Source organism: Serratia sp. KH_031, from assembly GCF_057839655.1.
Map to the genome: position 1 here is coordinate 4,507,707 of NZ_CM174496.1, position 21,158 is coordinate 4,528,864.

At 49.8% G+C, this 21,158-nt stretch carries 23 protein-coding genes; 11 read left to right on the forward strand and 12 right to left on the reverse strand.

The window, feature by feature from the left end:
* Nucleotides 1–27: 27 nt before the first annotated feature.
* The 3 genes from AC3ISQ_RS20405 to AC3ISQ_RS20415 all read right to left on the reverse strand — a co-directional run bounded on the left by AC3ISQ_RS20405 (nucleotide 28) and on the right by AC3ISQ_RS20415 (nucleotide 1,020).
* Entirely contained in the window at nucleotides 28–339 is a 312-nt protein-coding gene (locus AC3ISQ_RS20405; RefSeq protein WP_489349456.1) for a hypothetical protein, read from the reverse strand.
* Nucleotides 336–560: a SymE family type I addiction module toxin gene (locus tag AC3ISQ_RS20410; protein ID WP_489349457.1), complete on the reverse strand. Its 225-nt coding sequence runs from the start codon at nucleotides 558–560 to the stop codon at nucleotides 336–338. The genes AC3ISQ_RS20405 and AC3ISQ_RS20410 overlap by 4 nt, the downstream gene beginning before the upstream one ends.
* A gap of 73 nt (nucleotides 561–633) precedes the next feature.
* Nucleotides 634–1,020: a helix-turn-helix domain-containing protein gene (locus AC3ISQ_RS20415; protein WP_489349459.1), complete on the reverse strand. Its 387-nt coding sequence runs from the start codon at nucleotides 1,018–1,020 to the stop codon at nucleotides 634–636.
* A 358-nt stretch (nucleotides 1,021–1,378) separates the two neighbouring features.
* Here AC3ISQ_RS20415 and AC3ISQ_RS20420 point away from each other — a divergent pair, with 358 nt between their 5' ends.
* The 3 genes from AC3ISQ_RS20420 (at nucleotide 1,379) to AC3ISQ_RS20430 (ending at nucleotide 4,209) form a co-directional block, all read left to right on the forward strand.
* Complete coding sequence (locus AC3ISQ_RS20420) at nucleotides 1,379–2,380, forward strand: hypothetical protein (protein ID WP_489349461.1); 1,002 nt, start codon at nucleotides 1,379–1,381, stop codon at nucleotides 2,378–2,380.
* Between the two features lie 127 nt (nucleotides 2,381–2,507).
* On the forward strand, nucleotides 2,508–2,909 hold the full coding sequence (locus AC3ISQ_RS20425; RefSeq protein WP_489349463.1) for a hypothetical protein: 402 nt from the start codon (nucleotides 2,508–2,510) through the stop codon (nucleotides 2,907–2,909).
* 199 nt (nucleotides 2,910–3,108) lie between these two features.
* Nucleotides 3,109–4,209: a glycosyltransferase family 9 protein gene (locus AC3ISQ_RS20430; protein ID WP_489349464.1), complete on the forward strand. Its 1,101-nt coding sequence runs from the start codon at nucleotides 3,109–3,111 to the stop codon at nucleotides 4,207–4,209.
* Between the two features lie 131 nt (nucleotides 4,210–4,340).
* Here the strand turns inward: AC3ISQ_RS20430 and AC3ISQ_RS20435 are convergent, their stop codons facing one another.
* Entirely contained in the window at nucleotides 4,341–5,507 is a 1,167-nt protein-coding gene (locus AC3ISQ_RS20435; RefSeq protein ID WP_489349466.1) for a porin, read from the reverse strand.
* A 964-nt stretch (nucleotides 5,508–6,471) separates the two neighbouring features.
* On the opposite strand from AC3ISQ_RS20435, the gene malT reads away from it, so the two are divergent.
* From malT to AC3ISQ_RS20450, 3 genes are all read left to right on the forward strand, one after another.
* Nucleotides 6,472–9,186 carry an HTH-type transcriptional regulator MalT gene (malT, locus tag AC3ISQ_RS20440; protein WP_489349468.1) on the forward strand — a complete coding sequence of 905 codons (2,715 nt, stop codon included), beginning with the start codon at nucleotides 6,472–6,474 and terminating at the stop codon, nucleotides 9,184–9,186.
* 80 nt (nucleotides 9,187–9,266) lie between these two features.
* Entirely contained in the window at nucleotides 9,267–9,467 is a 201-nt protein-coding gene (gene relB / locus AC3ISQ_RS20445; RefSeq protein ID WP_489349469.1) for a type II toxin-antitoxin system RelB family antitoxin, read from the forward strand.
* A complete protein-coding gene (locus AC3ISQ_RS20450) occupies nucleotides 9,454–9,744 on the forward strand; it encodes a type II toxin-antitoxin system RelE/ParE family toxin (RefSeq protein ID WP_489349471.1) in 291 nt (96 codons plus the stop codon). The genes relB and AC3ISQ_RS20450 overlap by 14 nt, the downstream gene beginning before the upstream one ends.
* Nucleotides 9,745–9,776: 32 nt before the next feature.
* On the opposite strand, the gene AC3ISQ_RS20455 is transcribed toward AC3ISQ_RS20450, so the two are convergent.
* The 6 genes from AC3ISQ_RS20455 to AC3ISQ_RS20480 are packed head-to-tail and all read right to left on the reverse strand — an operon-like array spanning nucleotide 9,777 to nucleotide 14,202.
* Nucleotides 9,777–10,463, reverse strand: a complete 687-nt coding sequence (locus AC3ISQ_RS20455; RefSeq protein ID WP_489353412.1) for an L-ribulose-5-phosphate 4-epimerase — start codon at nucleotides 10,461–10,463, stop codon at nucleotides 9,777–9,779.
* Between the two features lie 4 nt (nucleotides 10,464–10,467).
* On the reverse strand, nucleotides 10,468–11,322 hold the full coding sequence (locus tag AC3ISQ_RS20460) for an L-ribulose-5-phosphate 3-epimerase (RefSeq protein ID WP_489349473.1): 855 nt from the start codon (nucleotides 11,320–11,322) through the stop codon (nucleotides 10,468–10,470).
* Between the two features lie 9 nt (nucleotides 11,323–11,331).
* Nucleotides 11,332–11,988 carry a 3-keto-L-gulonate-6-phosphate decarboxylase UlaD gene (locus AC3ISQ_RS20465; RefSeq protein ID WP_489349475.1) on the reverse strand — a complete coding sequence of 219 codons (657 nt, stop codon included), beginning with the start codon at nucleotides 11,986–11,988 and terminating at the stop codon, nucleotides 11,332–11,334.
* A 12-nt stretch (nucleotides 11,989–12,000) separates the two neighbouring features.
* Nucleotides 12,001–12,474, reverse strand: coding sequence for a PTS ascorbate transporter subunit IIA (gene ulaC, locus AC3ISQ_RS20470; protein WP_489349477.1), 474 nt, complete (start codon nucleotides 12,472–12,474; stop codon nucleotides 12,001–12,003).
* 10 nt (nucleotides 12,475–12,484) lie between these two features.
* Nucleotides 12,485–12,790 (reverse strand): PTS ascorbate transporter subunit IIB, encoded by a 306-nt coding sequence (gene ulaB / locus AC3ISQ_RS20475; RefSeq protein ID WP_489349478.1) that lies wholly within the window; start codon nucleotides 12,788–12,790, stop codon nucleotides 12,485–12,487.
* A gap of 14 nt (nucleotides 12,791–12,804) precedes the next feature.
* Entirely contained in the window at nucleotides 12,805–14,202 is a 1,398-nt protein-coding gene (locus AC3ISQ_RS20480; protein ID WP_489349480.1) for a PTS ascorbate-specific subunit IIBC, read from the reverse strand.
* A 417-nt stretch (nucleotides 14,203–14,619) separates the two neighbouring features.
* Between AC3ISQ_RS20480 and ulaG the strand changes: the two genes are divergently transcribed.
* The 5 genes from ulaG to AC3ISQ_RS20505 all read left to right on the forward strand — a co-directional run bounded on the left by ulaG (nucleotide 14,620) and on the right by AC3ISQ_RS20505 (nucleotide 18,652).
* Nucleotides 14,620–15,684 (forward strand): L-ascorbate 6-phosphate lactonase, encoded by a 1,065-nt coding sequence (gene ulaG / locus AC3ISQ_RS20485; RefSeq protein ID WP_489349482.1) that lies wholly within the window; start codon nucleotides 14,620–14,622, stop codon nucleotides 15,682–15,684.
* Nucleotides 15,685–15,787: 103 nt separating this feature from the next.
* Entirely contained in the window at nucleotides 15,788–16,543 is a 756-nt protein-coding gene (gene ulaR, locus AC3ISQ_RS20490) for an HTH-type transcriptional regulator UlaR (RefSeq protein ID WP_489349483.1), read from the forward strand.
* Nucleotides 16,544–16,627: 84 nt separating this feature from the next.
* Nucleotides 16,628–16,954, forward strand: coding sequence for a thiosulfate sulfurtransferase GlpE (gene glpE / locus AC3ISQ_RS20495; RefSeq protein WP_489349484.1), 327 nt, complete (start codon nucleotides 16,628–16,630; stop codon nucleotides 16,952–16,954).
* 80 nt (nucleotides 16,955–17,034) lie between these two features.
* Nucleotides 17,035–17,871 carry a rhomboid family intramembrane serine protease GlpG gene (gene glpG, locus AC3ISQ_RS20500; RefSeq protein ID WP_489349486.1) on the forward strand — a complete coding sequence of 279 codons (837 nt, stop codon included), beginning with the start codon at nucleotides 17,035–17,037 and terminating at the stop codon, nucleotides 17,869–17,871.
* Between the two features lie 22 nt (nucleotides 17,872–17,893).
* The gene (locus tag AC3ISQ_RS20505) at nucleotides 17,894–18,652 is read left to right on the forward strand and encodes a DeoR/GlpR family transcriptional regulator (protein ID WP_489349487.1); all 759 of its coding nucleotides are present in this window, start codon (nucleotides 17,894–17,896) and stop codon (nucleotides 18,650–18,652) included.
* Between the two features lie 34 nt (nucleotides 18,653–18,686).
* Here AC3ISQ_RS20505 and ttrR read toward each other — a convergent pair whose 3' ends face one another.
* Nucleotides 18,687–19,274 carry a tetrathionate respiration response regulator TtrR gene (gene ttrR, locus AC3ISQ_RS20510; protein ID WP_489349489.1) on the reverse strand — a complete coding sequence of 196 codons (588 nt, stop codon included), beginning with the start codon at nucleotides 19,272–19,274 and terminating at the stop codon, nucleotides 18,687–18,689.
* Entirely contained in the window at nucleotides 19,274–20,971 is a 1,698-nt protein-coding gene (gene ttrS, locus AC3ISQ_RS20515; protein ID WP_489353414.1) for a tetrathionate respiration histidine kinase TtrS, read from the reverse strand. Before ttrS ends, ttrR begins: the two co-directional genes overlap by 1 nt.
* Nucleotides 20,972–21,158: the final 187 nt, after the last annotated feature.

The window sequence follows — 21,158 nt, forward strand, 5'->3', positions numbered from 1 at the left end:
GGTTTATTCTAACCTATTGAAAATATTCTAGGTTCGCTGCGTGATCTCAATCCTGCCCGGCGCGGTGATAGCGTTGATCTGCTCCGGCCTTGTGAGATCAAACTCACAAGGCCAGTCGCCAGCGATGACCAGTTCACCGTGATAGTTGACCCAATCAGCGCCGAGGTTATGGCCGTACTGACAGTCTTCACACAGCGTCTTCCACTCGTCATCATCGTTCACTATGGTTAGGGTGATCCGGTTGCCTTGGCGTTGCAGTCGGAACCGAGCTCCAGGTTGCCAGCCGTGACGAATTAAGGTGAGTGTAGGCATCGGCTCAGTAGTGAATGAGAGCTTCATACAACTGCCTCCGTGGCGGGTGCTATGCGGATGATCAACTGTCCCGGTTCGGTGATCACCTCGATCTTCTGGCCGGTGGTAAAACCCAGCGCTTCCAACCAACGTCCCTTTAGGGTGAGTTGCGGATAAGGGTTGGGCAGTCCGCCGTTAGGACGATAACCAACAATGCTCTTACGGGCTTGGGGTATCTCGGGTTGTGACGTAGAATCTGCTATAGCCATAGTAACTATTCCTATTAGTTGCTTGTGGTTAGCGGTGTTGAGGTGTTCGAGCACCTTGGCACCGCACTTTTAACTACTCTGCTTTACCAATCACGTTGTCCAGCATCTCGGTGACAAACTTCTGCTTGGTTTTGGGAAGCTGGCTGATTATCTCAATCTGCTGTTCAAGCCGTGATGTGGGGCCACGCTTGGCGACTCGTCGGGAAGGCAACCCCAATAGTTCATCCAAAGAAAGATTAAGTATCTCAGCCAGTTGTGGCAGTAATGAGGCGGATACCTTCAATCTTCCCCCTTCATAATGCGCCATTGTCTGTTGGGCAAGACCTAATTGTTCAGCTAACTGTTGCTGTGTTAACTGAAGCTCTTTTCTTGCCTGCGCGATCCTCGCGCCCAGCGCCTTGAAAAATTGTTCGTCTTTAATGTTCATGGCACGACGTTGTTGTCCGGTAAGTATTGCCATGAGGATACCCCCTGTTTTAAATAACCCAACCAACAACACTCCATTTAAGAGTACTCCACAATGGAGTTTTTTATTGTTTTTATATTAGGGAATTTTGCAATAACTGCGTGATTTTTCGTATTCTACAGCATGAATTGGATAAGGTAGTATTGTGGTTTCTTTCTGCATAGCTCTCACACCAAACTCTGAAAAGACGGTTCATCTTTAGTGTTCATAACATTGTGTTATTGTTTGATGAGTACTGCCATGAGGATACTCTCTGTTTTTAATAACTCCGTTGACAACACGCCATTACAGAGTACTCTGCAATAGAGTTATTTATACTATTTTGCTATTGACAGGTTTTTACAGGAGTTGAGTGACTGCACCTTATGTGAGTGATTACAATAACCTGCGCGAACGCAGCGTGACCGGCACCGTCACCACCGATAAGCTGGTTTCTGCCGGTATCGGGGCACGTGTGCTGTCCGGCGGGAACCTGTTCCTGCGTGTTACCGGACAACTACTGAACGATGCCAGCACGATTAGCGCCAATGGTGACCTGACGATTGACGGCAATGCCAACATCATCAACCGTGGTTACTCGGTGAATGAGCGGCGCCAAGAGTTTATCGTCGACCATTATGACCGGGAAAAGAATCACTGGTACCCGACCTTCAACCACGATGAAACCACCGCCTTAACCACCGTTGACGGTGTCATCAGCGGGCACGGCAACGTCACAATCAGCGGCGCACATCTGGAAAACACCACCGTCAATCAAGCGCAAATCAGTGGTGTCGAAGCGGCACAGCAGGCCGCCACCGCCGAACGGGCAGAATGGGAACGCAACCCGTTAGCCGTCAACATCGACGGTGGGGATTGGCAAGATGCCGAGACCGGGCTACCTCCACTCACCCCTGCAGAACTGGCCTTGACCGACAAACAACATCTGGGCAACGTGGCGACTTCCATCCCCAATAATGGCCTGTTCCGTCAGCAAACGGCGGCAAACAGCCCGTATCTGGTGGTGACCGACCCACGCTTTGCCAATCGCAGCAACTTCCTCAGCAGTGATTATCTGCTGCAACGCGTCGGTTATGACCCGAGTGCCGTCCACAAACGTCTGGGCGATGGCTACTACGAACAACGCTTGGTGCGGGAACAGTTGCTGATGCTGACCGGTCGCCCTTCCGTGCGCGGCGAGGATGCGATGGCGCAGTACCAGTCGCTGATGAATAACGCCATCAAGACCGCCGCAGATTTCCATCTGGTACCGGGCGTCGCCCTCACCCCAGCGCAAATCGCCGCATTACAGCAAGATATCGTCTGGCTGGTGAGCGAAACCGTCGACACCGAAGGTGGGCCACAGACCGTGTGAAGAGTTCTTTAGCCCTCTTTGAGAGTTCAATTGCTACAAAAGAAGAAATTTAAGCAATTACATTCATCCGAAATAATAGTATCTTCGGATGAATCGATAAACCTAGGAAAAATCCACAGAGGATAATATGGGCTGTGAACTTTATATAACAAGGTCAGAAAATTGGTTTGATAGCAAAAACCATCCAATAAGTAGTGAAGAATGGCTACAACTCATTCATGGTGATGATGAGTTGGTTATAGATATAGAAAATGGCGAATATCACGTTTTATGGAGTGGCCATAGTGAACATGATGAACCTTGGCTCGAGTGGTCTGATGGATTAATTTATACAAAAAACCCTGATGAAGCTCTCTACTGCAAGATGTTACAGATTGCACATAAATTAAATGCAGTAGTTGTTGATGAAGACGACAGAAAATACTTACTACCAAGTGATCTAATAAATCCATCATGGAGTCAGTTAACGAAACTGGATAAAAAGATTTCTTTTTTTGAACGAGTACTTTCTAAAATAAGAAGAATATGAAATTAACTGAAAATCATGCCAAAAAGACAGTGACATCACAATAAACATCAAAATCTTCGATATAAATTGCTTTTAAACATGACAATTAATATGATTGTAAATCACGTAATCATTCACTATAAAAATACTTTTGGCGCAAACATTAAATATTAACAAGCGTCACTAGAAACTATTGAAAACCATATACCATGGAGTGGTGATGAAAGGATTTCATCTCAAGGAAAAACATCGAAAACTCAAGAAATACATCAGTAAAGTCCGAGTTAACCTGTTAAATTTATATGCATCGGTAAGACGTTCAATATCAGAAAAAACTGATATCTATCATAAGGCACAACCAAAAGCACTCATTCTTATAGCCGGTGATAAAATTGGTGACGCGATAGTTATTTCTGGGTTAGCGAAGAAAATGCATGATGCAGGGTACCAAGTGAATTTTCTCGCAGGACCATCATGTAAGAATCTATTTTCACACTCTACATTTATAAATAATGTATTTTTATACGATAGAAAAAAATCACCGGAGCAATTGAAAAAAGAAGGATTTGATATTGTCATTGACCCCAGCGACAACGTTAGCTTCGATCGAATTAACCTGATTTACACCATTAATGCTAACATGACCATTGGATTCAACAAGTCAAAATACCCAATGTATTCAGAGTCTATTGAGCACAAGGATGTTGACGTTCATATCATAGAGAGACACAAGAAAGTATTAGACTTACTCGGCATTGACTCCTCTGATTATAGTTACTCCCTAGACATCAACAAAGATGATGAGAACGTTATATTAGATAGAGTGAAGCAGGACAAATTAAAATACCTAATCGCATTAAACCCACTGACCAGCTCCCAAGATAAAGACCTATCAATTCGACAAGTAAAGGAAATCATTAATTTCATCCAAAACAACTACCGCGACATTGGTATCATACTCATTGGTGATTATAAGAAAATAGCTGACTATTATATTGATGGTTGCATAATCTTCCATGAAAGCACCATTAACTTAGCTGCCGCCATCGTGAAAAATGCAGATTTAATCATCACACCAGATACATCTATAGTCCATATAGCACGAAGCTTTAACAAAAAAATGGTGGCTATTTATAACAATGGGAGATTAGAAGAAACTGGTTTTTTAGCCTACAAAATTTGGCTCCCAGACTATGAAAATGCGACAGTTATCCGAGTTAATACGCCAAATATTAGTGAGTTTGACTCAGCAAAGAGCATCGAGAAAATTAAAGAAATCATTCCAACTGAGTTAGATGCAGCCAAAAGAAAATCTGCATAAAGCAAAAAAGCCCACCATCGCTGGCAGGCACTGAGAAACCCATATATTTCAGCTAATAACTCGGAGATTATTAGCTATACGGAGCCCAAATGGGCTCCAAAGTCCGGTGCATGACGCCGGACAAACGCACTTTAGATGAAGATACGCAAACCAATGGCGCCCAAATGGTCGTCGATGTTACCGAACTGCCCTTCGTCGTCGTACTTCTCATAACCGTATTCCAGATAGGCAACTGCATTTTTACCTAACCAATAATCAGTGCCCAACGTGGTGGATTGGAAGTGTTGACCTTCCATCGCATCACGCCCTTCGGTCCAATCGTAGTTAAAGTAGACGTCCCAATCTGGCGTGATTTTGTATTGTGTCGCCACTTCCAGACCCAGAATGCTTTCTTTATCGCTGGTATCGCCCGGATGCGCGTAATAAACATTGGCTCCCTGACGTGCTGCGGTCGCGTCATCAACTTTGTTGGCGTAATAAGTCGCCTGCGCCCCCACATACCAAGCATGGCCGGCAATATTAGTGCTGTACTTGGCATTAATACCGGAAGAGTAGGTATTCCCGCCGAAGTTACCGCCGCCACCGTTAGCATCCATGGTGTAGTCGTTGTAGGCCATTGCACCAGAAACGGACACACCATTATCCCATTTATACGCTGCAGCAAAGGCCATCGCGCTGTTCACCTCGGCTTTACCGTCGGCGAAGGCATCGTGCATATCTGGACCATCGCCCCAGCCGCTACCGAAGCCAATTTTGTCAACGTGGTCGTTGCCCTGTCCCATCACCGCGACGCTGGCATGGTCGCCAAAGTAGCTGTACACCGCTGAAGAGTTGACAATATCCGTCGACATCCCGGTGGTGTCGTGTTTCGCTTTACCACCGAACTGATAGGTATTATCGATACCTAATGCCCAGTCGGTCGGCGCATATTGCTTACCAAAAGTAGCCACCCCGTAAGTTTCACTACCCACGCCCGCATAGGTCTGGCGCATATAGACATCGCTGTCCTGATCGTCAGTCGCAGAATCCAACCCGCGCACACCCATTTCGGCATAGCCGATCACGTAGTCATGTTGTGGATCGAAATTATGGCGTATCGCTAAACCAATACGAGAATCGTTATTCTGGATGCTATGTTCTTGTTTGCCTTTCGAATCGGTTTTACCGACCAGACGCAAAGACCCCAAGATACCAATCGACGTATCGCTATCTTGCCAAAGGGTTTCACCTTTGGTTTGCGTGGCGGTATAAGCTGGTGCCGGTGGAATTACCGCTTGTTTTTCAGCTGCGACAGCCATGCTTGATGTGGCTAATACGCTGCTGACCAAAACCGCTAAGCATGAGACTTTGCAAACATTTTTGTTATTGAAAGCTACCATAATCCCCTCAATTAAAAGGCAATAAAAATCCGTTCCATCCCGATGATGGAAATAATAAATTTGGTATTAGTGTTAAAACGGTCTGCCATTGATTGCGTATATACCCGTCATATTTCAAGCTGCACCTTTGTTGGCTGCGTTCACTCACCCGAATCACTTACTTAAGTAAGCTCATCGGGACTATGAGCCGGAAGCTCACCCTACGGGCCAGCGCAAGCGCTGTTCAAATCGGTCTGACGACCAATTTGTCATTCACTTGCCGCCTCGATGCAACTCGAATTATTTTGGGCATAGCCAAAGCAATTATTCTTTAGCCAAACGACAATAATCAACTGAGCGGAAATTTAATTACCTCTGACAACTTCGTCCATTGCCGAAAATAATAATTCCAATCAAGATCGCAAAAATGGTCAGGGCGACAAAATAAATTACATACAATTCAATATGATGAAAAAATAAAAAAGTTATTTAAATTTAAAAACAAATGTAATTTAAAATTAAACAAGGTAAAAATATAAATAACCAATAAATGAGAAAATACACATGAAAAATAATTGTTAATTTTAAATGGAATATTTCCTCATGGTTTTCACAATAAAGTTGATATTCCTCCAAGAATAAACTGAATATTAACTCACCTATTTCCTGAGCAAGCTAACAGTCCACGCCTGTGACAAACGCGTCCAAGCGTAAAAAAGTGTGATCAACTGCAACTTACCACCAACCGAAAGCGGAACCTTGTTGCAATACGTTTAACGTTGTCAGAAGTTAGTGAGGGTATTAATTACGAGCCCTAAAATAATTAGATTGACTCCGCTCCCGACAGGTTGCATGTCTCGGGCTGGTTCAGGTGGCAGGAACCACTCTTTACATCTGGAATACTATGCTGATCCCATCCAAATTGAGCCGTCCGGTACGGCTACAAAATACCGTGGTACGCGATCGACTGCTGGTGAAGTTAACCAGTTCAGCCAACTATCGTCTGACATTAGTCAATTGCCCAGCGGGATATGGGAAGACCACGCTGGTTGCCCAATGGGCAGCGGGTAAGCCGGATCTCGGCTGGTATTCATTAGATGAAAGCGATAATCAGCCAGAGCGTTTTGCCAGCTATCTGATCGCCGCTTTACAGCAGGCCACTGGCGGCCACTGTGTAAAAAGCGAAGCACTAAGCCAGAAACACCAATATGCCAGCTTGCCTGCGCTGTTTGCCCAATTGTTTATCGAACTTTCGGACTGGCACCAACCGCTATATCTGGTCATCGATGATTATCATCTGATCACTAACGACGTGATCCACGAAGCCATGCGCTTCTTCCTGCGCCATCAGCCTGAAAACCTAACCTTAATCCTGCTTTCCCGCACCTTGCCACCGCTGGGCATCGCCAATTTACGCGTGCGCGATCAGCTACTGGAACTGGGTACGGTGCAGTTGGCATTTACTCACCAGGAGGCCAAACAGTTCTTTGATTGCCGCCTGACATCACCACTAGAACAGCAAGACAGCAGCCGTTTGTGCGATGAAGTAGAAGGCTGGGCTACCGCGCTGCAATTGATTGCCCTATCGGCTCGCCAATCTACCTCTTCCGCCCAGCTCTCGGGCAAACGGCTCGCAGGGCTGAACGCCAGCCATCTGGCAGATTATCTGGTGGATGAAGTGCTGGATCGCGTTGACGCCGACGCCCGTGCTTTCTTACTACGTTGTTCGGTACTGCGATCAATGAACGATACATTGATCGTGCGCCTGACCGGTGAAGACAACGGTCAGCAACGGCTGGAAGAGTTGGAACGCCAAGGATTGTTTATCCACCGTATGGACGACAGCGGTGAATGGTTCTGCTTCCATCCCTTGTTTGCCTCTTTCCTGCGTCAACGCTGTCAGTGGGAACTGGCGCTAGAATTACCAGAGCTGCACCGCGCTGCGGCTGAAGGTTGGTTAGCGCTGGGTTATCCGGCAGAAGCCATTCACCACGCACTGGCAGCCGACGACGTCAGTATGTTGCGTGACATTCTGCTGCAACACGCATGGGATCTGTTCCATCACAGTGAATTGGCATTATTGGAAGAGTGCTTAAATGCGCTGCCATATGACCGATTGATTCAGAACCCGAAACTGGCATTGTTGCAAGCCTGGTTAGCGCAAAGCCAGCACCGTTACACCGAAGTGAACACTCAGTTAGCTCGTGCCGAACAGGCGATGAGTGAGCAACAGATTGCTATCGATCAAACTTTACATGCGGAGTTCGACGCCCTACGAGCACAGGTGGCGATCAACGCCGGTAAGCCGGAAGAAGCGGAACGTCTTGCCAGCGAGGCGTTAAAATTCCTGCCGCTTTCTAGTTATTACAGTCGCATTGTTGCTACTTCGGTGATTGGCGAAGTTCACCACTGCAAAGGGGAATTGGCACGCGCGCTACCGATGATGCAACAGACCGAGCAAATGGCGCGCCGTCATCAGGCCTACCATTACGCTCTGTGGGCGCTGTTGCAGCAAAGCGAAATCCTGATCGCCCAAGGCTTCTTGCAAGCCGCTTATGAAACCCAAGATAAAGCCTTTGAATTGGTGCGCGAGCAGCATTTGGAACAGTTGCCCATGCATGAGTTCCTGCTGCGTATTCGCTCGCAAATCCTCTGGTCGTGGTCACGACTGGACGAAGCCGAAGAAGCCGCGCGTGAAGGGTTAAAAGTGCTGGCTAACTTCCAACCACAGCAACAATTACAATGTCTGGCGATGCTAGCGAAATGTTCGTTAGCAAGGGGCGATCTGGATAACGCCAACGGCCACTTGCAACGCTGTGAAGTGTTGTTGCACGGTGCGCAATATCATCGTGACTGGCTGACTAACGCTGATAAACCGAAAGTCATTCTCTGGCATATGACCGGGGATACCACTGCCGCCATTAGCTGGCTGCGTAACACCGAAAAACCTGGGATGGCGGATAACCACTTCACCCAAGGGCAATGGCGTAATATCGCCCGCGTGCAAATCCTGTTGGGTCAGTATCAAGAAGCCGAAGTGGTGTTGGATGAGTTGAACGACAACGCTCGCCGCCTACGTCTGATGAGCGATCTCAATCGTAACCTGTTGTTGACCAACCAACTTTATTGGCTGACGGAACGCAAAGCTGAAGCGCAGCGATCGCTGATCGAATCCTTGTCGCTCGCTAACCGCACCGGTTTTATCAGTCACTTTGTGATTGAAGGCGAAGCGATGGCGCAACAACTGCGCCAACTGATCCAGCTCAATACTTTGCCGGAGTTGGAACAGCACCGTGCGCAACGTATTTTGCGCGACATCAATCAGCATCATCGCCACAAGTTTGCCCATTTCGACGAGAACTTCGTCGATAAGCTGCTAACTCACCCGCAAGTGCCGGAACTGATCCGTACCAGTCCACTGACCCAACGCGAATGGCAGGTTCTGGGGCTGATTTACTCTGGCTATAGCAACGAGCAGATTGCAGGGGAATTAGCCGTCGCGGCAACCACCATCAAAACACATATCCGCAATCTGTATCAGAAACTGGGCGTCGCCCACCGGCAAGAAGCGGTGCAACAAGCGCAGCAATTATTGAAAATGATGGGGTATGGGGCGTAAAGCTGTCACAACCCATTACTTGGCGTCTCTCACATCACGAGTTATACTGGTTAAAATATCAGCATTCGAGAGAGAATATTATGGTCATTAAATTATCCCCTATCGTGTCGGAGTTCGACACAGAGGAACAAGCTGATAACTATGATCGTTGGTTCCGCGCCAAAGTTCAGGAAGCGTTGGATGATCCGCGACCATCAATATCGCATGATGAAGCAATGGCAAAACTGGATGTTATGCTTAGGGATAGGCGAGCATTAAGGACGAAGCGTGCTATTAGTTAAATGGACAGAACATGCACTGAATGACTTAGCCAATATTATTGATTACATTGAACAATACAACTTCGCTGCAAGCGAAAAACTATATAGACAAATAGTCCATGCTGCAGAAAATTTACCTCAGCATCCTTATCTTTATCGTGTGGGCAGAGTTTCAGGTACTAGAGAGATCGTGGTTCATCCAAACTATCTAGTTATCTATCATTTGACCAACTTACAAATAGAAATCTTGCGTGTTTTACACGCTCGTCAAGAATACCCCCCAAGTATAGAGGCATAAGGGTACTCAACAGGCACCCTTATGATCATGATTCAACCCTGCCCGTAATAGGCATTCGGCCCATGTTTGCGGCTAAAGTGTTTTTCCATCAAATGGCTATCGATATGGCGGATATCGCGGTTGATACCGCAACTGATCCACGCCATCTTCGCCACTTCTTCTAACACCACGGCGTTATGTACCGCGTCGTCCGGTGTCGCGCCCCAACTGAACGGACCGTGCTGATAAACCACAATTCCCGGTGTATGCAGTGGTTCATGGCCTTCCAACGTTTCGATAATCACGTGGCCGGTGTTCAGTTCATATTCTCCCGCCACTTCTGCCGCCGTCAGCCCACGGGTGCAAGGAATATCCCCGGCGAAATAGTCGGCATGGGTGGTGCCCAGCGCGGGGATGGCTTTACCCGCCTGCGCCCACGCGGTGGCGTGAGTCGAATGGGTATGTACGATGCCACCCAACTGCGGGTATTGGCGATACAATGCCAAATGGGTTGGCGTATCTGACGAAGGACGATAACGCCCTTCCACCACCGCCCCCGTCAGACTCACCACCACCATATCTTCCATCCGCATGCTTTCATACGGCACGCCGCTCGGTTTGATCACCACCAACCCACGTTCGCGATCGATGCCGCTCACATTGCCCCAGGTATAGGTCACTAAACCGTGCGCAGGCAGCGCCATATTGGCGGTATACACTTGCTGTTTCAGTTGTTCCAACATATTAACCCCCTACCGCCAACCCAGCTTTTGCCATGCGCTCTATTACCCAGGCGCGCGCGGCTTTCACTTCTTTCACCGGATCGGCGGCTTTTTCGCTCCACATCTCAATCAGATACGGGCCGCAGTAACCGCTATTCAACAAGGTGTTGAAACAACGTTCGAAATCCACCACGCCGGAGCCAAATGGCACGTCTTTGAACACCCCCGGTTGGGTATCTTTAACGTGCACTGCGACGATATGACCACTACCGGCCATCAGTTCCATCTGTACGTCGTTGTCCCACGCGGAGAGATTGCCGATATCAGGGTAAAGCTGGAACCACGGATTATTCAGGTAATGGGTATACCCCAACGCCTTGCTGATCGAATTCATCAGCGGATAATCCATGATTTCCATCGCCAACGTGACTTGCGCCCGGCTCGCCATTTCAACAGATTGCTTTAACCCATCACGAAAACGTTCGCGAGTACGGTCGTTGGCCTGCTGGTAATAAACGTCGTAACCCGCCAGTTGGATCACCCGAATGCCGGTATCCTGCGCGAACTGGATGGCTTTTTGCATGATCAGCAGCCCTTGCGCACGCACCGCGTCGTCTTCGCTGCCGAGCGGGAAACGACGATGTGCGCTCAAGCACATCGAAGGGACACGCACGCCGCTGCGACTCACCGCATCAACCAACGCCATCCGCTGTTCACGGCTCCAATCCAATCGTGCCAAGCGGTTATCGCTTTCATCGAGCGACATTTCGACAAAATCGAACCCCAACTCACGCGCCAATTGCAGGCGCGCTAGCCAGTCCTCTCCCGCAGGCAGCGCTTTTTCATAGATGCCTAACGGAACGGTTTTCTGCAACATAACCGCTCCTTAGCCCCAAAGTTGAGCGATGGCGCGTTTGAACTCACGGGCAGCCTCAACGGGTGAAGCCGCATCGCGGATGCTACGCCCAGCGATAAACACGTGGATCGGAATACCTTTGAACAGCGGCAGATCTTCCAAGGCCAATCCGCCCGTGACGGTGACTTTAAAGCCCATATCAGATAAGCGTTTGATGGCGGCGATATCCGCCTCGCTCCACGCTACCCCGGCGGCCTGCGCATCACGGCTGCGGTGATACACCACTTGCTGAATACCCGCGTCACGCCATTCTTGCGCCTGTTCCCAAGTCCAGAAACCGGTCAATTCGATCTGCACGTCGCCCTTGAACTCTTTTGCCACTTCCAACGCACCTTTGGTAGTGTTGATGTCAGCGCAACAGATCACGGTGATCCAATCAGCATTCGCTTCAAAACACATGCGCGATAAGATCTTGCCCGCATCGGCGATCTTGGCATCCGCCAGCACGATACGGTCTGGGTACAGCGCTTTTAAGTCACGTACCGCACGAACCCCTTCCGCCACACACAAAATGGTGCCCACTTCGATAATATCGACTTCATTGGCGATCAAACGCGTGGTGCGATAGGCGTCGTCCATCGATTGGTTATCCAGCGCCACTTGCAACATCGGTAATTGGTGTTTCATAAATTTTCTCCCTTAATTTGCTGCAGCGGCAGCAGAAGTCTGGTTAATCAGTTCCAATACCTGCTCCGCTGTACGGCAGGCACGCAGGCGATCGAAATTGGCTTCGTCTTCAAACAGGTTCACCACCTGCATGATGCCCACCTCTTGGTGAGCCTTGGCATCCACCGCCGCCATCGTTATCAGAATGTCGATCGGGTCGTTGTCTTCATCACCGAAATGCACTGGCGTTTTCAGTGTCACCAACGCAAAGCCGGTTTTCAGCACGCCTTCTTCTGGGCGACCGTGTGGCATCGCCAATCCCGGAGCCAAAATAAAGTAAGGGCCAAACTGTTTTACACCGGAGAGAATGGCGTCGAAATAACGCGGTTCTACCACTCCGGCATCGACCAGCAGATCAACACCCAATTTCACCGCTTGCTGCCAGTCTTGTGCCTCGGCCTGCAAGCGAATCGAGTTGTTTTGTACTAACGAATCACTCAGTTTCATCGCCGTTACCTCACTTGAGATCTTTCGGGAAATGTTTGCTGATCACATCCATCAATTTCGGGCCAAAGTCGGCGGCGGACAGCATGTTACGCACGCCCACCACGTACTTGTTGCCGCTGACAGTGATTTCATCCGCGACGTGAGTGGAGGCGATGATGATGTCAGCCCCACTCAATTCGGATTTGTATTCGCCCACCGCGCAACTGTTCACCGTGTGATCAACCCCCTCTTGCGTGAGGAATTGGTCGACTTTCATTTTCATGATCATGGAACTGCCTTGCCCACAACCGCATACCGCTAGAATTCGTACCGTCATGATGTGCTCTCCAGTTAGTTTGAAGCCGATTCAGTAAGTTGTTTTTCCGCATCTTCCTCGGCGCGCAAGGTGCGACCGGCGAAGAACATGTACAGCAGCGCAATGACGACCACTACGCCCATAAACCACAGGCCATAACTCAAGCCTTGCATCAACGGTGGAGCCAAAATGGACCAATCCGCCATGCCCATCCAAGCGCTCAGACCGGTCAGTTTGATGGCCCACACACAGCCAAAGATTTCTATCATCCCCATCACCAAACAAATCTTCATCGCCGCACGCCAGCCACCGAAGTGGTTAGCAAATACGCCGATGGTGGCGTTAGAGAAGAACATTGGGATAAAGCCCGGAATGATCATGATGGAAGAGCCGACCGCCAGCAGAACACCCACCGCAATCAGTTGCCCGATGGTGCCCCACATAAAGCCCCACACCACGGCGTTCGGTGCAAAGCTATAGATAGCGGCACAGTCAATCGCCAGTACAGCTCCGGGGATCAAGCGTTGAGAGATACCGTTGAAGGCTTCGGTCAGTTCGGCGACGAACATCCGCACGCCCTGCACGATGATGAAAATCGCCACCGCAAACATCAGACCGGTTTGCAGAATGTAGATGGTCCAGTGCGTTTTACCGGCCATCTGTTGCAACGTATCCAGCCCGAAGGAACACAGAATGATGCCGAAGAACACCGTCATCACAATCGCGGTAGAAACGATGTTGTCATGGAAGATATTCAACCAACCCGGCAGTTTTAGGTCTTCTACGCTGTCTTCTTTTTTGCCCAGATACGGCGCGATTTTATAAGCTATCCAAGAAGCGAACTGCTGTTGGTGACCGATAGAAAAACCACTGTTCTCCGTCACCGACTGCGTCGGTTTGTACATCATGTTGGAGGTGATGCCCCAGTACAGTGAAGCGAGTAACGCGCTGCACAGTATGGTGGTCCACATGCCGTAACCCATGATGTAGAAGAACACAGCAATCAGCCCCACTTGCTGGAACATGATGTGCCCGGTGAGCATGATGGTGCGAATGCCGGTGATGCGGCGCAGCAGCACATAAACAATGTTCAAAGCCAGTGCCAACAACACGGCATAACCGACCCAACTGTAGGCATCGCCCATACGTTCGATGGTTGCCATCATGGAAGCGTAGGTATCAGAGATGGCGCCGTTGATGCCATACACCTCAGAAAGTTTTGCGACGACCGGTTTGAAAGTACCAGTCAAAATGCCGGAACCTGCCTGCAATAACATAAAACCGATGATGGTTTTGATCGTGCCCTTGATGATCACCGCTGCGCTTTTACGCAGTAAGAGATAGCCAAGTAGCGTCACTAACCCCAGTAATAACGGGGCATTGGTCATCACCTGATTAAAAAAAACGGTGAAGATGGTGTAAAGGGTATCCATACGACTCTCCTGGTAGCGTTGGCATAAATGTTGCGCCTTCGGGGACGCCACCAACACAACTTCAGGCGTCACGGTTACGCAAAAACAAGCTCACCTTACCAATCACAGCGAATCACCAAAAGATTATAAATGATTATTTGTGAACAACCTCGCAAGTTATAAGGGAATTGTACGAAAATTCAAATAAATACATTTCCAAATGCTTTGTTACGCGTTGAATTAAGCGGTTGAAAAGGCTAATTGCTCACCTGTGAACAGGCTCAAAAGATTCACATCACCGATCAATAATCACTTTTCATTACATTGCCAGTAGAAAAAAACAGTGTTAGATTCAGTCAAACAAAATCATATTCAGTCTTTTTATGATTGAATGTGATTACTTAAGTCACTAAGAAGACCGATGACGAGGACTGAATCATGAGTAAAGTCACTAGTATTACCCGCGAATCCTGGATCCTGAGCACCTTCCCAGAGTGGGGTTCCTGGCTGAATGAAGAGATCGAACAAGAGCAAGTCGCCCCAGGAACTTTCGCCATGTGGTGGCTGGGCTGCACCGGTATCTGGTTGAAATCCGAAGCAGGTGCCAACTTGTGCGTCGATTTTTGGTGCGGTACTGGCAAGCAGAGCCACGGCAATCCGTTGATGAAAACTGGCCACCAGATGCAACGCATGGCCGGGGTGAAAAAACTACAACCGAACCTGCGCACCACGCCGTTTGTGCTTGATCCGTTTGCGATTAAGAACATTGATGCGGTGCTGGCGACGCATGATCACAACGACCATATTGACGTCAACGTTGCCGCCGCAGTAATGCAAAACTGTGCCGATACTGTGCCATTTATCGGGCCGCAAACCTGTGTTGATATCTGGATTGGCTGGGGTGTGCCGCGCGAGCGCTGCATCGTAGTGAAACCGGGCGATGTCATTAAAATCAAAGATACTGAGATCCACGCACTGGACGCTTTCGACCGTACGGCACTGATTACTCTGCCCGCGGAACAAAAGGCGGCGGGCGTATTGCCGGACGGCATGGACGAGCGCGCGGTGAACTATCTGTTCAAAACGCCGGGCGGTAGCCTCTATCACAGTGGGGATTCCCACTATTCCAACTACTACGCCAAGCACGGTAACGATCATCAGATCGACGTGGCATTAGGTTCTTACGGCGAAAACCCACGCGGTATCACCGATAAAATGACCAGTGCCGACATTCTGCGCATGGCGGAGTCATTGAATGCCAAAGTGGTGATCCCATTCCACCATGACATTTGGTCGAACTTCCAGGCCGATCCGCAAGAAATCCGTGTGTTGTGGGAAATGAAAAAAGACCGTCTGAAATATGGCTTCAAGCCATTTATCTGGCAGGTTGGCGGCAAATTCACTTGGCCGTTGGACAAAGACAACTTCGAATACCACTACCCACGTGGTTTCGACGACTGCTTCACCATTGAACCGGATTTACCATTTAAGTCGTTCCTCTAAATAACATGAGCAATAATGCGCACTTTTGATGATTGGTGATTTTAATCGGTAAAGGGTGCGCATATAATCGGGAGTCATGTTTTTACTCCCGGATGGAGCTTGTATGACCGAATCCCAACGCCATAACGCAATCCTCAGCCTGTTACAGGATCGGGGGCAAATTTCAGTGGCGGACGTGATCAACGCGTTTGACATCTCCCCCGCTACCGCTCGTCGAGACATCAATAAACTTAATGATATCGGCAAGCTACATAAAGTCCGTAATGGTGCCGAAGCCACCAACACCCCACGCCAAACCTGGACACCGCTCAATATTCATCAAACTCAGCATCTGGATGAAAAAATGCGCATCGCTAAAGCCGCCGCACAACTTTGTCAGCCGGGCGAAAGCGTGGTGATCAACTGCGGCTCCACCGCTTTCCTGCTGGGGCGTGAAATGTGCGGCAAAGCGGTACAAGTCATCACTAACTATCTGCCACTCGCCAATTATCTGATCGAAAAAGAGCACGATAGCGTGGTGATCATGGGTGGCCAGTACCACAAAAGTCAGGCTATCACCCTAGCACCGCAAGACGGCGACGCTAGCCTGTACGCCGGGCACTGGATGTTCACCAGCGGCGCAGGGCTAACCACCGATGGCCTGTACAAAACCGATATGCTAACGGCGATGGCCGAACAAAAGATGTTGAATTACGTTGGAAAACTGGTGGTGTTGGTCGACAGCAGTAAGATAGGACAACGTGCCGGCATGCTGTTCAGCCGCACCGAACAAATTGATGTGGTGATCACCGGGCGTGATGCCGATGCCGCCATTATCGAACAGTTACGCCAGCAAAATGTGGAAGTGTTATTGGTATAACCCCTAGTGTTGGTCTGGTCTTAATTGGCGCAGGGTTGGTTATAATGACAATGTCTCCCACCCAATGTAAGGCAGCCTGAAGTCATGGAACAGTTTGAAGCGATCAACGTAGAGCAAGCCCATAGCCGCTGGAAAGAAGACAGCGCCGCGCTGGTCGATATTCGCGATCCACAAAGTTTTGCTATCGGCCACACGCCGGGCGCATTCCACCTCACGAACGACACTCTGGGGGCGTTTATGCAGCAGAATGATTTTGATCGTCCAGTGATGGTGATGTGTTACCACGGCAACAGTAGCCGCGGTGCGGCGCAATACCTATTGCAACAAGGATATGATGCGGTTTACAGCATTGATGGTGGTTTCGAGGCTTGGGCGCGCCAGTTCCCGCAAGATGTAGAATCTGCCCTCTAATCTGTTTTCTATAACTTCTTTGCCCGTGCTCAGGATTTCGACGTTATAATCGGCCGTCAACTTACTGAAACGGAATAGTTATGGTTCGAGTCATTGCCGTATCCAACCCCCGCCTGGCACAAGCCTTTATCGACTATATGGCGACCCAAGGCATTCAACTGGAAGGGCGCAGCGCGGGTGACGCGGCAGAAATCTGGTTAGCGGATGAAAACCATCTAGAGCAGGTGCAACACGAGTTGCAGCAATTCCTGCTCGATCCCCTCAACCGCCGCTATCAAGCCGCCAGTTGGCAAACGGGCCACACCGATGCCGGGCTGCAATATCAACATTATTCCTATCTGCAAACCGTGCGCAGCAAGGCCGGGCCGCTAACCCTCAGCGTGATGGTGCTGTGTATTGCGGTCTATATTTTAATGCAGGTGTTAGGCGACGACACCGTGATGTACTGGCTCTCGTGGCCGCAAAACAGCGAGCAGTACAGCCAACTGTGGCGCTGGATCAGCCACGCCTTCCTGCATTTCTCCCTGATACATATCAGTTTTAACCTGCTGTGGTGGTGGTATCTCGGCGGTCCATTGGAAAAGCGCCTCGGTGCTGGCAAATTATTTGTGCTGGCGGTGGTTTCTGCCTTTTTCAGCGGTTGGGCACAGTCATTGTTCAGCGGAGCCTTGTTCGGCGGGCTTTCCGGCGTGGTTTATGCGTTGATGGGTTACGTTTGGTTAAGCGGCGTGCGTGCGCCTGAACGTGGTCTGAATTTACCCAATGGCTTAATGGTGTTTTCAGTCTTGTGGCTAGTCGCCGGGTATTTCGATATTTTAGGCATGTCGATCGCCAACGCGGCACACGTCGCCGGTTTGGTGCTAGGGTTACTGATGGCATTTTGGGACACACGTCATCGCACACATAACGAAAAATAAGAACTGCTAGGGGAAAGATTACGTGAAGCAAACACAGCGTCATGACGCCATTATCGAACTCGTACGCCAGCAAGGTTATGTCAGCACCGAAGAGTTGGTCGAACATTTTGCCGTTAGCCCACAGACCATTCGTCGTGATTTGAATGACTTGGCCGATCAGAACAAAATCCAGCGTCACCACGGCGGTGCGGCACTACCTTCTAGTTCGGTGAATACCGCTTATCACGATCGCAAAGGGATGTGGTCTGCCGAGAAAGCGCGAATTGCCCAACGCGTTGCCAGCCAGATCCCAGACGGTGCGACGCTGTTTATCGACATCGGCACCACGCCAGAAGCCGTCGCCCACGCCTTGATGAACCACAAGAACCTGCGCGTCGTCACCAACAACCTCAACGTCGCGACGCTGCTGACCGCCAAAGAAGATTTCCGCCTGATTCTGGCTGGTGGCGAAGTGCGCACCCGTGACGGCGGCATTATGGGCGAAGCGACGCTGGACTTTATCTCTCAGTTCCGTCTGGATTACGGCATTTTGGGCATCAGCGGCATTGATATGGATGGCTCACTGCTTGAGTTCGACTATCACGAAGTGCGCACCAAACGCGCGATTATCGAAAACTCACGCTGCGTGATGCTGGTGACGGATCACTCCAAATTTGGCCGTAACGCGATGGTGAACTTAGGCAATATGGACCTGATCGATTACCTGTTTACCGACCAAGCGCCACCACCAAGCGTAATGAAGATTATCGAGCAGTATGAGGTGCAGTTAGAGTTGTGCTGAGCGGCTTGATTTGATGCTGGTCGAACGGCCAGCATCACTTCCCCGTTTCCTGAATGTGAATCACCAATTCCGCCAGGCTTGCCACTTCCATTTTTTCCATCACCTTCGAACGATGCACTTCTACTGTGCGCAGCGCCACGTTCAAGCGTTCTGCCATTTCTCGGTTCATCATCCCTTGCGCCACCAGATGCGCAACTTCACGCTCTTTCGGCGTCAGCGTCGCGTAACGGCGGGATATTTCATAACGTTGGAATAAATCCTGCGAAACCCTCAACGCCCGTTCAAGTGCCGCAATCAAGGGTTCTGCCGCAATCGGTTTTTGCAGGAAATCCACCGCGCCGTACTTCATTTGCTCCACCGCCATCGGCACATCACCGTGCCCGGAAAGAAACACTACCGCCAGCGTGCTGCGACGTTTACGTAGTTCGCAATAGACTTGATGACCATCGAGCTTGGGCATTCTCATATCCAACAACACCACACCGGTTTCAAACAGCGGCGCTTGCTCCAGAAAACAGGGACTGTCATTCCAACTCTGTACGCTGTGCCCAAGGCTTTCCAGTAAGAACTGGCACGCCTCGGTGACCGCAATATCATCGTCCATCAGATGGATAACCGGCATTATTCCTTCTCGCTTTGGTGAGTGAAGTGGAGCCTAATACGCAACCCTTGGCGACCATCAGGAGCCAGATGATTAGCCAAAAAAATGTCACCACCCGCATAACGAATCAGCCGTTGGCAAATCGCCAAGCCCAGCCCCATGCCGTCCGCTTTAGTAGTATTGAAGGGGCGAAACGCCTGCTCAATATGGGAGATTTCCATACCCCCTGCGTTATCTTGCATGAGGATTTCATCTGCGGTTCCAGAGAGCCAAATCCCACTGGCACCGGCTTGCGCGGCATTAAGCATCAGGTTGGCAAAGAGCTGTTCCAACAGTACTGGCGGCAAGTTTACCGAGAGGGTTTTACTGATATCGGTAACCAATCTCAGCTCAGGATAGCTCTGCGCCATACGCAACAGATCCCAAATGCGTTCGGCGGTTTCACGCACCGGAACATCAATCCACACGCGTTGCTCTGTCTGACTTGATGCGGGCTGCCGCACCCACTGACGCAGGTTATGGATAATTTCACCGCCGCGCTGCGCTTGCCGATCGATTTGCTCCAGCGCGGGTATCAACGAATGCTGTTCATCGGATTGACGCAACCGAATCTGGCACCCTTGCGAATAATGACGGATCGCAGCCAGCGGCTGATTCAGTTCATGGGCAAAACCGGAAGCCATTTCACCCAATACGCTTAACTGTCTGGCATTTTCCAACGCCAATTCTTGCTGACGAAGTTGCTCGCCCGCGCGTACCAGTTGTCGCCCTCGCCGACGCACCAACCGCACCACCCAGATGTAATTCACCACCAGCAACCCCAGCCCCACCAGCACTGTCGTCACGGCAAACTGATGTTGAATCAGCCAACTGCGAACGTCCAGCCACAGGCGGCGCTGTTCTGGGTGTTGATTGACGGCGCGTAACAACGCTTCCACCTGATTGGTTGAGGCCGGTGCTCCCCAAAGAAACGGCGTTGGCGACTGAGCATTTAATAATGCTCTTGCTACGCTGTCTGCCAGTTTGTCACTGACGTTTGGCAGCGCCGCAAATGACCAATTGGGGTACAGCGGCGTGCTGGAAACACAGGGCGTTGGCTGTTGAACCGCCAATAGTGGGCGATAATCAGCCTTATTGACTAATCCTTCCGCGGCCATTTTTTCCAATAAACACACTGGAACAATGGCCGCCTGCACCACCTGTTCGCGCAACAAATAAAGTAGTGCATCGGCAGGGAAACCGGTAAAACGCATGCGGAAATCCCGTTCAGGTCGAATGCCCAGATCGTTGAGAGCCTTATAACCGATTAAATACCCGCCGAATGCTTGGGGGTCGATGGCTCCCACTGTTTTACCGGTCAGATCGTGCGGAGTTTCTATTTGGCTGTCGCGCCGAACCCAAATCGTACTACCAATCACATTACCTGAATCATCAATGCTATTTGCAGAACGCAACGATGCCAGCCAACGTAAATGATAGTGGCTGTTCAATTGAACAAACTGCGCCGGGTTAGTGACGACAAATTGAATCGTTCCCTGATTCACCGCTTCGCGCATTTGCGTCAGAGAGAGCGGCTGCAAGCGAAAACGCTCACCTTCGATGGTCTGATTGAGGGAATCAATCAGTGGTTGCCAGTGTTGGGTAGTCGCTGCATTGCCTCGCATCGCAAGCACGCCAACCGACCACTCTTTGGCATACGCTAAAGTGCAGAGCCCCATGCTGAGAATCAGTAATACCACGTTCCTCACAAGCCAAATTTCCTTCGTCAGCCTTTGCGTTAGATCAACATTAGGTCGGGTATGTGGTTAACCACAATAGAGCCAAGCCTTTGCCGTTTTTACACTGTAAATCATCGACATTGTTTATTCATCAGACAGATATCAACACCGTGACCAATATACGGAG

What these genes read in the sequence shown, in the direction of transcription:
- AC3ISQ_RS20405 (WP_489349456.1), bottom strand. Translation starts at nt 339, where the DNA reads ATGAAGCTCTCATTCACTACTGAGCCGATGCCTACACTCACCTTAATT.
- AC3ISQ_RS20410 (WP_489349457.1), bottom strand. Translation starts at nt 560, where the DNA reads ATGGCTATAGCAGATTCTACGTCACAACCCGAGATACCCCAAGCCCGT.
- AC3ISQ_RS20415 (WP_489349459.1), bottom strand. Translation starts at nt 1,020, where the DNA reads ATGGCAATACTTACCGGACAACAACGTCGTGCCATGAACATTAAAGAC.
- AC3ISQ_RS20425 (WP_489349463.1), top strand. Translation starts at nt 2,508, where the DNA reads ATGGGCTGTGAACTTTATATAACAAGGTCAGAAAATTGGTTTGATAGC.
- AC3ISQ_RS20430 (WP_489349464.1), top strand. Translation starts at nt 3,109, where the DNA reads ATGAAAGGATTTCATCTCAAGGAAAAACATCGAAAACTCAAGAAATAC.
- AC3ISQ_RS20435 (WP_489349466.1), bottom strand. Translation starts at nt 5,507, where the DNA reads ATGGCTGTCGCAGCTGAAAAACAAGCGGTAATTCCACCGGCACCAGCT.
- malT (WP_489349468.1), top strand. Translation starts at nt 6,472, where the DNA reads ATGCTGATCCCATCCAAATTGAGCCGTCCGGTACGGCTACAAAATACC.
- relB (WP_489349469.1), top strand. Translation starts at nt 9,267, where the DNA reads ATGGTCATTAAATTATCCCCTATCGTGTCGGAGTTCGACACAGAGGAA.
- AC3ISQ_RS20460 (WP_489349473.1), bottom strand. Translation starts at nt 11,322, where the DNA reads ATGTTGCAGAAAACCGTTCCGTTAGGCATCTATGAAAAAGCGCTGCCT.
- AC3ISQ_RS20465 (WP_489349475.1), bottom strand. Translation starts at nt 11,988, where the DNA reads ATGAAACACCAATTACCGATGTTGCAAGTGGCGCTGGATAACCAATCG.
- ulaC (WP_489349477.1), bottom strand. Translation starts at nt 12,474, where the DNA reads ATGAAACTGAGTGATTCGTTAGTACAAAACAACTCGATTCGCTTGCAG.
- ulaB (WP_489349478.1), bottom strand. Translation starts at nt 12,790, where the DNA reads ATGACGGTACGAATTCTAGCGGTATGCGGTTGTGGGCAAGGCAGTTCC.
- AC3ISQ_RS20480 (WP_489349480.1), bottom strand. Translation starts at nt 14,202, where the DNA reads ATGGATACCCTTTACACCATCTTCACCGTTTTTTTTAATCAGGTGATG.
- ulaG (WP_489349482.1), top strand. Translation starts at nt 14,620, where the DNA reads ATGAGTAAAGTCACTAGTATTACCCGCGAATCCTGGATCCTGAGCACC.
- ulaR (WP_489349483.1), top strand. Translation starts at nt 15,788, where the DNA reads ATGACCGAATCCCAACGCCATAACGCAATCCTCAGCCTGTTACAGGAT.
- glpE (WP_489349484.1), top strand. Translation starts at nt 16,628, where the DNA reads ATGGAACAGTTTGAAGCGATCAACGTAGAGCAAGCCCATAGCCGCTGG.
- glpG (WP_489349486.1), top strand. Translation starts at nt 17,035, where the DNA reads ATGGTTCGAGTCATTGCCGTATCCAACCCCCGCCTGGCACAAGCCTTT.
- ttrR (WP_489349489.1), bottom strand. Translation starts at nt 19,274, where the DNA reads ATGCCGGTTATCCATCTGATGGACGATGATATTGCGGTCACCGAGGCG.
- ttrS (WP_489353414.1), bottom strand. Translation starts at nt 20,971, where the DNA reads ATGGGGCTCTGCACTTTAGCGTATGCCAAAGAGTGGTCGGTTGGCGTG.